13 protein-coding genes are annotated in these 12,030 nt (G+C 60.5%); 9 read left to right on the forward strand and 4 right to left on the reverse strand.

Going from position 1 to position 12,030, the window contains the following annotated elements; translation table 11 throughout:
• Positions 1 to 11 precede the first annotated feature (11 nt).
• The 4 genes from BLW66_RS10585 (at position 12) to BLW66_RS10600 (ending at position 3,495) form a co-directional block, all read left to right on the forward strand.
• The gene (locus BLW66_RS10585; protein WP_089947130.1) at positions 12 to 860 is read left to right on the forward strand and encodes a fumarylacetoacetate hydrolase family protein; all 849 of its coding nucleotides are present in this window, start codon (positions 12 to 14) and stop codon (positions 858 to 860) included.
• Entirely contained in the window at positions 857 to 1,813 is a 957-nt protein-coding gene (locus tag BLW66_RS10590; protein WP_089947131.1) for a 2-hydroxyacid dehydrogenase, read from the forward strand. The genes BLW66_RS10585 and BLW66_RS10590 overlap by 4 nt, the downstream gene beginning before the upstream one ends.
• Complete coding sequence (locus BLW66_RS10595; RefSeq protein ID WP_089947132.1) at positions 1,810 to 2,898, forward strand: mandelate racemase/muconate lactonizing enzyme family protein; 1,089 nt, start codon at positions 1,810 to 1,812, stop codon at positions 2,896 to 2,898. The genes BLW66_RS10590 and BLW66_RS10595 overlap by 4 nt, the downstream gene beginning before the upstream one ends.
• 165 nt (positions 2,899 to 3,063) lie before the next feature.
• Positions 3,064 to 3,495: a cupredoxin domain-containing protein gene (locus BLW66_RS10600; RefSeq protein ID WP_089947133.1), complete on the forward strand. Its 432-nt coding sequence runs from the start codon at positions 3,064 to 3,066 to the stop codon at positions 3,493 to 3,495.
• A 111-nt stretch (positions 3,496 to 3,606) separates the two neighbouring features.
• Here the strand turns inward: BLW66_RS10600 and BLW66_RS10605 are convergent, their stop codons facing one another.
• Entirely contained in the window at positions 3,607 to 5,181 is a 1,575-nt protein-coding gene (locus BLW66_RS10605) for a bifunctional metallophosphatase/5'-nucleotidase (RefSeq protein WP_089947134.1), read from the reverse strand.
• A gap of 144 nt (positions 5,182 to 5,325) precedes the next feature.
• Between BLW66_RS10605 and BLW66_RS10610 the strand changes: the two genes are divergently transcribed.
• Together BLW66_RS10610 and BLW66_RS10615 are read left to right on the forward strand one after the other, a co-directional pair.
• A complete protein-coding gene (locus BLW66_RS10610; RefSeq protein ID WP_089947135.1) occupies positions 5,326 to 5,661 on the forward strand; it encodes a DUF952 domain-containing protein in 336 nt (111 codons plus the stop codon).
• Entirely contained in the window at positions 5,658 to 6,716 is a 1,059-nt protein-coding gene (locus BLW66_RS10615) for a quinone-dependent dihydroorotate dehydrogenase (protein WP_089947136.1), read from the forward strand. Before BLW66_RS10610 ends, BLW66_RS10615 begins: the two co-directional genes overlap by 4 nt.
• Here the strand turns inward: BLW66_RS10615 and BLW66_RS10620 are convergent.
• Genes BLW66_RS10620 through BLW66_RS10630 form a run of 3 tightly spaced genes read right to left on the reverse strand, consistent with a single transcriptional unit; the run spans position 6,713 to position 8,945 of the window.
• Complete coding sequence (locus BLW66_RS10620) at positions 6,713 to 8,020, reverse strand: MATE family efflux transporter (RefSeq protein WP_089947137.1); 1,308 nt, start codon at positions 8,018 to 8,020, stop codon at positions 6,713 to 6,715. The genes BLW66_RS10615 and BLW66_RS10620 overlap by 4 nt on opposite strands.
• Positions 8,013 to 8,504, reverse strand: coding sequence for a PaaI family thioesterase (locus tag BLW66_RS10625; protein WP_089947138.1), 492 nt, complete (start codon positions 8,502 to 8,504; stop codon positions 8,013 to 8,015). The genes BLW66_RS10620 and BLW66_RS10625 overlap by 8 nt, the downstream gene beginning before the upstream one ends.
• Before the next feature lie 3 nt (positions 8,505 to 8,507).
• Entirely contained in the window at positions 8,508 to 8,945 is a 438-nt protein-coding gene (locus BLW66_RS10630; RefSeq protein WP_089947426.1) for a PaaI family thioesterase, read from the reverse strand.
• Positions 8,946 to 9,096: 151 nt separating this feature from the next.
• On the opposite strand from BLW66_RS10630, the gene BLW66_RS10635 reads away from it, so the two are divergent.
• The 3 genes from BLW66_RS10635 (at position 9,097) to BLW66_RS10645 (ending at position 11,986) form a co-directional block, all read left to right on the forward strand.
• Complete coding sequence (locus BLW66_RS10635) at positions 9,097 to 9,468, forward strand: MerR family transcriptional regulator (RefSeq protein WP_089947139.1); 372 nt, start codon at positions 9,097 to 9,099, stop codon at positions 9,466 to 9,468.
• Positions 9,469 to 9,774: 306 nt separating this feature from the next.
• The gene (locus tag BLW66_RS10640) at positions 9,775 to 10,176 is read left to right on the forward strand and encodes a MerR family transcriptional regulator (RefSeq protein WP_089947140.1); all 402 of its coding nucleotides are present in this window, start codon (positions 9,775 to 9,777) and stop codon (positions 10,174 to 10,176) included.
• A gap of 31 nt (positions 10,177 to 10,207) precedes the next feature.
• Positions 10,208 to 11,986 (forward strand): acyl-CoA dehydrogenase C-terminal domain-containing protein, encoded by a 1,779-nt coding sequence (locus BLW66_RS10645; protein ID WP_089947141.1) that lies wholly within the window; start codon positions 10,208 to 10,210, stop codon positions 11,984 to 11,986.
• Positions 11,987 to 12,030: the final 44 nt, after the last annotated feature.

Genomic DNA, 12,030 nt, shown 5'->3' on the forward strand with positions numbered 1-12,030 from the left:
GGGGAATTGAGATGAAACTTGTACGTTATGGCGCCGTGGGCGCAGAAAAACCCGGCCTGATCGACGCGGACGGCGCATTGCGCGACCTTAGCGGCCACGTCAAGGATATCGACGGCGCGCATTTGAGCGACGCGGTGCTGTCGACCCTGAAGGGGATCGCCCCTGCCAAGCTGCCTGTTGTCGAGGGCAACCCGCGCCTTGGGGCCTGCGTTGGCAACATCGGCAAGTTCTTGTGCATCGGGCTGAACTACTCCGACCACGCGGCGGAAACCGGAGCCGCAATTCCGGAGCACCCGATTTTGTTCTTCAAGGCGAACTCCGCCATTGTGGGGCCATATGACGACGTGGTGATGCCGCGCGGCTCTACCCACACGGATTGGGAGGTCGAGCTGGGTGTGGTGATCGGCAAGGAGTGCAAATACGTCTCCGAAGCGGAAGCGCTGGACTATGTGGCGGGCTACTGCGTTGTGAACGACGTGTCGGAGCGGCACTTCCAGACACAGCTGACCGGCCAGTGGACCAAGGGCAAATCCTGCGACACATTCGGGCCGACGGGGCCTTGGCTGGTCACAAAAGACGAGGTGGGCGATGTGCAGAACCTTGCGATGTCTTTGGACGTGAACGGCAAGCGCATGCAGACGGGCAACACCAACACGATGATCTTCACCGTGGCGCAGATTATTGAGCACCTATCGGGGCTGATGACCCTGCATCCGGGCGATGTGATCACCACGGGCACGCCTCCGGGTGTGGGCATGGGGATTAAGCCGGATCCGGTTTACCTGAAGAAGGGCGACGTGATGGAGCTGACGATTGAAGGTCTGGGCGTGCAACGCCAGACCGTTGGTGAGGACGCATGAGCACCCCGAATCTGCTGATGATTGGTGGCGCGACGGAGGAGATGATGTCGCGCCTGACGCCGGAATTCACCGTTCACAAACTGTCGGAGATTGCCGATTTTGACAGCTGGGCCGCCGAGCATGGCGCCAGCGTCGAAGCGGTGATGACCAACGGCCACGACGGGGTGTCGCCTGCCATCATGGCGGCGTTGCCGAACCTGAAGGCAGTGTCCGGCTACGGCGTGGGCTATGACGCGGTGGACACGGACGCCTGCGTGGCGCGGGGCATCAAAGTTTCGCACACGCCGGACGTGTTGAACGGCGAGGTTGCAAACACCACGCTGCTCTTGATGCTCGCGGGCTTGCGCAACTTCCGCCACGACGAAGCATGGGCGCGCTCCGGCGATTGGGAGGCCAAGGGCGGCGCGCCGCTCTCGACCTCACCGGATGGCAAGACCATCGGCATTTTGGGGCTGGGCCGCATCGGGCAGGAAATCGCGGACCGATTGGCCGTGTTCAACCCGACAATCGTGTACCACACGCGCACCAAGAAAGACGTGCCCTATACTTACTACGACGATCTGGTGGAGATGGCGAAAGCCTGCGACGTGCTGGTGTGCATCACACCGGGCGGCGCGTCGACCAATAAGATCGTGAACAAGGACGTGTTGGAGGCCTTGGGGCCGAAGGGCATGTTGATCAACGTCTCGCGCGGGTCCGTCGTGGATGAGGACGCGCTGATTGCGACCTTGGAGAGCGGCAAGCTGGGGCTTGCGGGGCTTGATGTGTTTGAGGGGGAGCCACATATCCCCGACGCGCTGAAAGCGTCGGAGCGCACGGTGCTTTTGCCGCATGTGGGCTCCGCCACGCATGAGACGCGCGCGGCGATGGGGGCGTTGACGGTCGACAACCTGTTGCAGTGGAAAGCGGACGGCACCTTGAAAACGCCCGTGCCGGAATGTGCCCACCTATGAGAATAACCTCGGTCCAGACGCAGCTTTTTAACGTGCCTCTGGACGAGGTGCTGGTGGACGCCAAACATGGCGACCACCACTTTTTCCAACTCATCACCGCCACCGTAACATTGGAAGATGGCACGACCGGCACCGGCTATACCTACACCGGCGGCAAGGGCGGCAGCGCGATTGCGGCGATGATCCGTGACGACCTGACGCCGTTTATCGTGGGACAAGACGCCAGCGACGTTGAGGCGCTTTATGATGCGATGCAGTGGCATGTGCATTATGTGGCGCGCGGCGGCATTGCCGCCTTTGCCATCTCGGCGGTGGACATCGCCCTTTGGGACTTGCGCGGCAAAACGCTGGGGCAGCCGTTGCGGCAAATGGCGGGCGGCGCGTCGGACCGTTGCAAGGCGTATGGCGGCGGGATTGATCTGGGGTTCCCCCTGCCCAAGCTGCTGGACAGCTTGCAGGCGTTTCTGGACCGTGGATTGAACGGGGTGAAGATCAAGATCGGGCAACCGAGCTTGGCCGAGGACATCGCCCGTGTGGCAGCCGTGCGCGACATGATCGGGCCGGATGTGGCCTTCGCGGTGGATGCCAACTATTCGATGAGCGTCGATCAGGCGATTGAAGCGGCCCGCGCCTTTGCGCCATACGACCTCATGTGGTTTGAAGAACCGACCATCCCCGACGATTACAAAGGCTTTGGCCGCATCGCCGACGCCACGGGCATGCCTTTGGCGATGGGGGAGAACCTGCACACCATCCACGAGTTTGAATATGCCGTGGCGGATGCCAAGCTTAGCTATCTACAACCGGATGCCTCCAACTGCGGCGGGATCACCGGCTGGCTAGAGGTTGCGGCGTTGTGCCGTGCGAACAATATCCTGCCCTGCTCTCACGGGATGCAGGAGTTGCACGTGAGCCTTGTGTCGGCGCAGGAGAACGCGGGCTGGATCGAGATGCATTCCTTCCCGACTGAGCGCTACACCACGCGCCCCGTGGTGATTGAAAATCACATGGCCGTTGCCCCGAACGCGCCCGGCACAGGGGTGGAGTTTCGCTGGGATATGTTGGCGCCTTTCGCGCAAAGCTAAACATTTTTGCCAAAGACGCCCCGCCCGCTTGTTCGCGTTTTGGCAACGGGCTGTTTCCGCGCTGGCCCCCAAATGCCCCAATCTTGCCCCAATCTAAGTGCATTAACCTTGCCTAGATATTTAGCGACGAGATCGCCGCAAAAGTAACCCGTGAGGACTTAAAAGATGCGTAAATTCATGATGAGCTGCGCCGCATGTGCCCTAGCCCTGTCGACAGGTATTGCTGGTGCGACCGGTGACAGCAGCGAAGAAGAGAACATTGGCCTAGGCGACCCGCTGACAGAGCGCCGCGTGGACATCAAAGGTGGCGTTTTCTTCCCTCCGATGGTTTTGGCATCTTCCGGCGAGGCTATCTTCTTCCGTAACGAGGAAGAAGTCGTTCACGACGTGACGGCCATTGATGGCAGCTGGACAACCGGCCCGATCCAACCCGGTGCGACAAAGCAAGTGGTCGTGCCAGCAGGCATGAGCATGTGCTTCCAGTCCTCACAGCATGTCGAATACAAAGGTGCCTTCGGCTCCGTAGAGACTGGCGAAGCACCAGAGTGCTTCGAGCTGTCCGGTGCTGGTGACGGCAACAACACATCGCAGAACTAAACGTCAGCGACTTTTCGGACGAAAAAGCCCCGCCAGAAATGGCGGGGCTTTTTGCTGTTCGGGGTATAAGCGGTGCGCGCGGATTGCCCCGCGCGCGCCGCCATTGCCTGATTACTTCTTGACGATACGACCGTCGGTGAAGGCTTTTACAGGGCCGTTGTCGGCCATGTATTCCGCCAGCACGTCCGCCACATCGGGGCCGAAGTCGTAGGCGTTTGCTGCGTCTACGAACATTTTGAACCCGTCACCACCGCCACGCACGAAGTTGTTGGACACCAGTTTGTAGGTCGCGGCTGGGTCGATCTCTACCCATGCGTCGCCGTCTTGTACCGACACCGATTGGATGCGGCCTTCATTCGGGGCGACGGATGCGTCCCAGCTGAATTTCAGCCCTGCGACCTGTGGGAAGCGGCCTTTGACCTCCTCCACTTGGCTGACGCCATTTTCCAGCGCATCAATCACTGTCTGGCCGGACACCTCGAATGTGGAGAGCGTGTTTTGGAACGGCAGTACGGTCAGCACCTCGCCCATGGTCACTTCGCCCGCGTCGATGGAGGCACGGATGCCGCCTGAGTTGGCAATCGCGATGCTCACGCCTTGGTCTTTAACCCGTGCCAACATTGCCTCTGCGATCAGGTTGCCCATGGAGCATTCCTCAACGCGGCAGGCGTCGCGGTCGCCGTTCAGCGCGTCATCAGCTTGCGCCACGACCTTGTTGCGGATTTCATCCAACGGCCCCGCGAGTTCGGACACGCGCGACAGGATCGCGGCATCTTCGGCCACTTCGCCGTTGATCAGGATAGGCTCACCCTTGGCTTCGGTGATTTTCCCGTCATCGTCAAAGGTCACGTTCAATTCGCCGAGGAACTTACCGTAGGCGTAAGCCTGAACGATTGCCGTGTCGTTGACCATAACCGGATAGACGTCGACCGCGCGTTCTTGGGTGTTCGACAGCAGCGTATTGGAGTGGCCGCCAACGATCACATCAACGCCCGTGGTATTTGCGGCAACGATCTTATCCACCACAAAGCCGGAGTGGCTGAGCACGACGATCTTGTTCACGCCTTCGGCTGTCAGCTTGTCGACCTCGCCCTGAACCGCGTCAGACGGGTCGGTGAAGGTGATGTTCTTACCAGGCGACGCCAGATCAGGCGTGTCTTGCGGGGTCAGGCCGATCAGGCCGATTTTCTCGCCGCCGCGCTCGATCACTGCGGATTTCATCAGCTTGCCCGCCAGCGCAGGCTCGCCGGACACATCCGCGTTGGACATCAGCACCGGAAAACCAACCGAGTCCATGAAGCCGGCCAGAACTTCTGGGCCGTCATCGAATTCGTGGTTGCCGACGGTCATGCCGTCATACTCGAGGCCGTTCATCATCTCGGCCGCGACCTTGCCTTTATAATAGGTGTAGAACAGCGTGCCTTGGAACTGGTCACCCCCGTCCACAAGGATGGAGTTGTTGGTGCGGGCGCGGGCATCTTTGACCGCATTGACCAAGCGGGCCCAGCCGCCAAAGCACTTGCCTTCGGTGTTGTCCTCGGCGGAGCAGCCGCTGTCGTACTTGCTGATCGGCTCGAAGCGCGCGTGGAAGTCGTTGGTGTGCAGGATGGTCAGCGAATAATCAGCCGCCGCGATTCCTGTGGTCAGCGTCAGTGCCGCTGCACTTGTAAGAAGGGTCTTTAGCATTTGGATGGTCCCCCAATTGGATTTCTAACAACAGAGTGGCGCTATTGCTGCGCGGAGTCAAAGCCCTGTGTTCATCTGGCGTAGCGTCATCCTGTGACAGGTCTATGACTTGACCAAATATCGGGCAACGGGCATGTGGAGCGCATGCATATTTACAAGATCATGACCGCCGACGCGTGGTCCGAGTTTCAGGCCAGCGGCCGCTTTACCGGCGCCCCGATCGACCTGACGGACGGCTACATCCATTTCTCCACCGCCGCGCAAGCCCGCGAAACCGCCGCGAAGCATTTCGCGGGGCAGGAAGATTTGTGGCTGGTCTGGGGGGCTGCGCCGCAGGACGCCGCGCTGAAGTGGGAAGTGTCACGCGGCGGGGCGGAGTTTCCGCACCTCTACCGCGACTGGCTGCTGGCCGAGGTAACAGGCAACGCGGCCCTGCCGTGGGACGGCGCGGCCCACGTATTTCCGGATGATATGGCATGAAGATGCTGGAACGGATCGCCCTTGCGGGCATGCACCGCGTTGATCCGGAACGGGCACACGGGCTGGCAATCTCCGCGTTGAAGATGGGGCTTGGGTTCGGTCACGGGCCTGTGCGCTCCGACCGTTTGCGCACGACTGTTGCCGGACTGGAACTGGCCAACCCCGTTGGCCTTGCCGCTGGGTTTGACAAGAACGCCGAGGTGGTCGGCCCGTTGGCGCAAGCGGGCTTTGGCTTCGTTGAGGTTGGCGCGGCCACCCCGCGCCCGCAACCGGGCAACCCGAAACCGCGGCTGTTCCGGCTGAGCGAGGATCAGGCCGCGATCAACCGCTTTGGCTTCAACAACGACGGCATGGACGCCATCGCGGAGCGGCTGGCCGCGCGTGTGGTGGGCATCCCCGTTGGCTTGAACCTAGGGGCCAACAAGGACAGCACCGACCGCGCGCAGGACTTCGCCACCGTGCTGCGCCGCTGCGGGCCGCATGTGGATTTCGCAACAGTTAACGTATCCTCGCCCAACACCGAAAAGCTGCGTGACTTGCAGGGCAAGGCCGCGCTGTCGGCTTTGCTGGCTGGGGTCATGGACGCCCGCGCGGAGTTGCGCGTGCCCATTCCGGTGTTCTTGAAAATCGCCCCCGATCTGGACGACGCGGCGCTGGCGGAAATCGCCGAGGTCGCGGTGGCCAGCGGCCTATCGGGCATTATTGCGACCAACACCACCTTGTCACGCGACGGGCTGACCTCCGTTCACAAGGGCGAGGCTGGCGGGTTGTCCGGCCAGCCGGTGTTCGAGAAAAGCACCCGCGTTCTGGCGCGGCTCTCTCAATTGCTGGACGGTACGATGCCGTTGATCGGGGTTGGCGGCGTTGGCTCTGCGGAGCAGGCCTATGCCAAAATCCGCGCCGGTGCATCTGCGGTGCAGGTTTATACGGCGCTCGTCTATGGCGGGCTGTCCTTGGCGGGGGAAATCGCCCACGGCTTGGACGCACTGCTGGAACGCAACGGCTTTGACACCGTGGCGGACGCCGTTGGCACTGGACGCGGCGACTGGCTTTAGGCGGCTTCCGCCTCCAGCGCGGGGTAGCGCAACCCTAGGGTAATGCCCCGCGCGATATACAAGACTAGCAGGCTGAGCCACAGCCCGTGGTTGCCGAAAGCCGGCAGCAAGATGACCAGCGATACGCAGTAAACGGCGAAGGACACCGCCATCATGTTGCGCATGTCGCGGGTGCGCGTGGCCCCGATGAATATACCGTCGAGCATATAGGCCCCTACCCCCAGCACCGGCCCGAAAACCATATAGATGAGATAGCTGCGCGCGGCGGACTGCACCTCCGGTGCGGTGGTCATGATGTCGATGATGGTCCCACCAAACAGGGCGAAGGACGCAGCCAGCCCCACCGTGACAATGACACCCCAAAGCGACGTGATATAGGCGCTGCGGCGCAGACGCGGGCGGTTTTTGGCCCCTAAGGCTTGCCCCACAAGGGCTTCCGCTGCGAAGGCAAAGCCGTCGAGCGTGTAGGACGTGATGTGCAGGAATTGCAGCAATATCTGGTTGGCGGCCAGCGTCACATCGCCGAAGTCCGCGCCAAAGAACAAGAAGGAGATAATCGCTGCCTCCAGAAGGACAGAGCGCAGCATGATGTCGGTGTTGACCGAGGCCATGCGCCCAAGGCGCGCGCGGTCGAACACGCGGGGCCAGTCTTTCCACGCGGGCGTGCGAAACGCGTCGCGGCAAAGCCATAAGCCAAGCCCGAGGCCGCTCCACTCCGCAATGAAGGTCGCGAAGGCCACGCCCTCGACACCCCACCCAAGTTGCAGCACGAAAAGCACATCAAGGGCGATGTTCAGACCGTTCATCCAAAGCTGCATAACCAGCACGGCTTTCGTGCGCTCTTGCGCGATTAGCCAGCCGGTGATGCCGAACAGCGCGATGGCGGCGGGGGCGGACAGCACGCGGATGCCCATGTAGTCGCGCGCCATCCCTTCGACCTCGGCGCTAGCGGGGGACAGTTGGAACGCGCCCCAGAACAGCGGGATTTGCAGCGCCATGATGACCACGCCAGCGGCCAGCCCGATCATCAGGGACCGCGACAGCATTGCCGACACTTCGCCGGTTTGGCCCGCCCCGTGGGCCTGCGCGGTCAGACCGGCGGTGCCCATGCGCAGGAAGCCGAACAGCCAGTAGATGCCTGATAGAATGATCGCCCCGATCCCTACCGCCCCAATCGGCGCGGCGAGGCCCAACTGGCCCACGACGCCCGTGTCGACGGCGCCCAGTATGGGGACCGTGGCGTTCGAGATGACAATAGGTAGCGCTATCTTAAGAACGCGCCCGTGGGTGAGGCTGTCAGCCATCGTCGCGGGATGGCATCAGGAAATGCCCTGTCGCTTGCGCAAACAGACGGTCGCGGTTGTCCTGCCATGCCTCCACATGCACGGAGGCGTAGCGCCGCCCTGACCGGTTCACCCGCGCGCGCGCATAGGCGTCGCGCGGCAGGCCAGTGCGTAGATAGTCAACGGTAAAGTCGATGGTCTTTGGCATGGCTGGCAGGGTCTCGCCCTCCAGCTTGCCGTCTTCCATATCCGCCCAAAGGGTGGACCATGTCAGACCGATGATGGATGTGATCTCCAAAAATGCCGCCGTCACGCCGCCGTGGATCGCAGGCAGGAGCGGGTTGCCGATCAGATCCTCGCGGTAGGGCAACACAGCCGTCAGCTCGTCCCCGCGGCGGTCGAACTGAACACCGAGGTATTGGATGTAGGGCACGCTTTCGACCAAGCCGCGCAGGGCGGCGTCGCGGCGGGTTTTGATGACTTGGACCGGCTCTGGCTTACGCATGGCTTAGGCCCCCTTGGCGCGCTGGAAGGTGAAGGCCCCTGTGGCCGAGGCCACGGGATTGTCGTCGTCATCATCAAGCGCGGTTGCGCGCACGAACGCCACAGAGCGCGTGACGTGATAACACACGGCCTTGGCGCGGATACGCTGTCCGGGCGTTGCGGCACGCATGTAGTCGATGCGCAGGTCGATCGTTGCAGTTCCCGTGGGCGCATCCGCGTGCGACATCACCGCCGTGCCTCCGCAAGTGTCCATCAACGCGAACACGGCGCCGCCGTGGATCACGCCAGTCGACGGGTTCCCGATGAAACGCTCGTCATACGGCATGGACAGGGCGGCCGTGCCCTCCCCGATGTCATCCAGCGTCATCCCCAACGCGCGGGAGTGCGGAATAGCTTCGATAAATTGCCGAGCAATCTTTGTGCGGTCATTTTTAGTATCCATGGCGCTATCTGTGGCAGCTTTCTTTGACATGTCCAAGCCGTGGAAAGCGGCATGCGCCAAAAATTCAATCGCATCACCTGCTGGATTGGCACGAACGGCTATGCCAAGATGAAACGAACGCAAACCGTTTCATGGTACATGGGAGTAGTTTATGCCGTCCGACACCCGCCTCACCTTTAAGGAAATGTGCGCCGAGTTTGACGTGACGCCCCGGACGCTGCGGTATTACGAGTATATCGAACTCTTACAGCCGGAACGCGACGGGCGCGCCCGCTTCTATCACCCGCGCGAAGTGGCACGGATGAAGCTGATTATGCGCGGGCGGAAGTTCGGCTTTTCGCTGGAAGAGATTCGCCAATGGCTGGACATGTACAACTCCGACCACCAGAACCGCGCCCAGATGGAAGCCGTCGTCGAATTTGCGGACAAACAGATGGGGGAGTTGATTAGCCGCCGCGAACAGATTGAGGAATCAATTGCGGAACTGAAGGCGCTTCGCGATCAGGTCGCCAAAGGTTTGTAGCCCTTTCCCTCCCCGATCAGAGCATGACGTGGCGGCACCCTTCGCGCGGATATTGATAGGGGAAACAAAACGCTTCGTTCCCCCTTATTCTTATGACGATACAGGGAATTCATCCCACCATTTGTCACATTTTCAAAGCGCTTTGAATTATTTTTAATTGCGCAGAACTCCCCCAATTCTTGCGTTACATTGCGCCACCACCGTTCTGACGCCACGTTACATTTACGTTAACGTCAACTTTCCTTGTAAGGTGAGATCACGTTCAACATGTCCAAGACATCGAAACCGCGCTGTGGAGGACATACAATGTCTGAGGATACTATGACTATTCGTGAAATGTGTGATGCATACGGGGTAACCCCACGCACCTTGCGCTTTTACGAATCAAAAGAACTGCTGTTCCCAATCCGGGAAGGCCAACGCCGCCACTTCACCAAGAGTGACCGCGCCCGCCTGAAACTGATCCTGAGAGGCAAACGCTTCGGCTTTTCGCTGGAAGAAATTCGCCAGCTTCTGGATCTGTATAACGTAGGTGACCAGCAAGAGACCCAATACGCCCTGACTTATGAAATCGGCAAGAAACGTCTGGCCGACATGATCAAGCAGCGCGACGAGTTGAACGAAGCCATTGACGACCTGACCGCCCAGCTGGCCTGGGGCGAAAAAATGATCGCCTCCTTCAGCATGAAAAAAGCGGCCAACTGCTAACCCCGCAACGAAACTTCGCAAAGAGATACATATGCCCAGTTACACAGCTCCCGTTAAAGACATGCAATTCGTCCTGCACGACGTCCTTAAAGTGACCGAACAGGATGTCCCGGGGTATAACGAATTGGAGGCGGACTTCACCTCTGCCATTCTGGAAGAAGCTGGCAAAATCTCGAGCGAAGTGCTGCAACCTTTAAACGTTGTTGGCGACAAAGAAGGCTGCGTGCTTGAAAACGGGGTGGTTCGGACCCCGACGGGCTTCAAAGCAGCGTTCGACCAAGTGAAAGAAGGCGGCTGGACCGCGCTTGATTGCGACCCTGAATACGGCGGCCAAGGCATGCCCTACGTGCTGGGCGTTGCTGTGGGTGAGCAGTTCACCTCCGCCAACATGGCATTCAACATGTACCAAGGCCTGACGCATGGCGCCTACTCCGCCATTCATGCGCATGGCACCGACGAACAGAAATCGACGTATCTGCCCAAAATGGTGTCCTGCGACTGGACCGGCACCATGAACCTGACGGAGCCCCACTGCGGCACCGATCTGGGCCTGATGCGCACCAAAGCCGCGCCGCAAGGCGACGGCACCTACAAAATTACCGGCCAGAAGATTTTCATCTCGGCGGGTGAACACGACATGTCCGACAACATCATCCATCTGGTGCTGGCCAAGATCGAAGGCGGCCCAGAAGGCATCAAAGGCGTGTCCCTGTTCATCGTGCCCAAATTTCTGGTCAACGAAGACGGCTCCTTGGGGGAGCGTAACGGCGTGGCCGTCGGCTCCATCGAAGAGAAGATGGGCATCCACGGCAACTCCACCTGCGTGATGAACTACGACGGCGCCACCGGCTACCTGCTGGGCACCGAGCACAAAGGCATGCGCGCCATGTTCACCATGATGAACGAAGCCCGCATTGGCGTTGGCCTGCAAGGCTATGCCCAAGCGGAAGTTGCCTACCAAAACGCCGTGATCTACGCCAACGACCGCCTGCAAGGGCGTGACGTGACAGGCGCGAAAAACCCTGACGGCCCTGCTGACCCGCTGATCGTGCACCCCGACATCCGCCGCAACCTGATGGATCAGAAGTCCTTTGTTGAAGGCGCGCGGGCGTTCACGCTTTGGGGGGCCAACATGATCGACCAACACGTTCGCTCTGACGACGAGGCCGCCCACGGCATCGTGTCGTTGATCACCCCTGTGATCAAAGGCTTCCTGACCGACAAGGGCTTCGAATACGCCACCGCCGCGCAGCAGGTTTACGGCGGCCACGGTTACATCGAAGAATGGGGCATGTCCCAGTTTGCCCGCGACGCGCGTATCACCCAGATTTACGAGGGTGCCAACGGCGTGCAAGCGCTTGATCTTGTGGGCCGTAAGCTGGCGCAAGACGGCGGCAAGCACGTGATGGCCTTCTTCGACTTGGTGAAGTCCTTCATCAAAGAGAACTCCGGCGATGAGGATTACGACAAGGCATTCCTAGAGCCGTTGAAAGCCGCGTCGAAAGACCTGCAAGCTGCGGGCATGTACTTCATGCAAAACGGCATGAAGAACCCGAACAACGCGCTGGCTGGGTCGTATGACTTCATGCACATGTTCGGCCACGTCTGCCTCGGCCTGATGTGGGCCAAGATGGGCAAAGCCGCGATGGTTGCACTGGAGGGCGGCGCGTCCGACACCGCATTCTACGAGACCAAGATCGCGACCGGCAAATACTACATGGCGCGCCAACTGCCGGCCACGGCGATGCATCTGTCGCGCATCGAGAGTGGTGCCGATACTGTGATGGCACTTGACGCTGCGAATTTCTAAGGTGGTGGCGGGGCCTTGCCCCGCCCTACCCCATTTTCGGAGAC

The organism is Litoreibacter albidus, from assembly GCF_900107015.1.
Taxonomy (GTDB): Bacteria; Pseudomonadota; Alphaproteobacteria; order Rhodobacterales; family Rhodobacteraceae; genus Litoreibacter; species Litoreibacter albidus.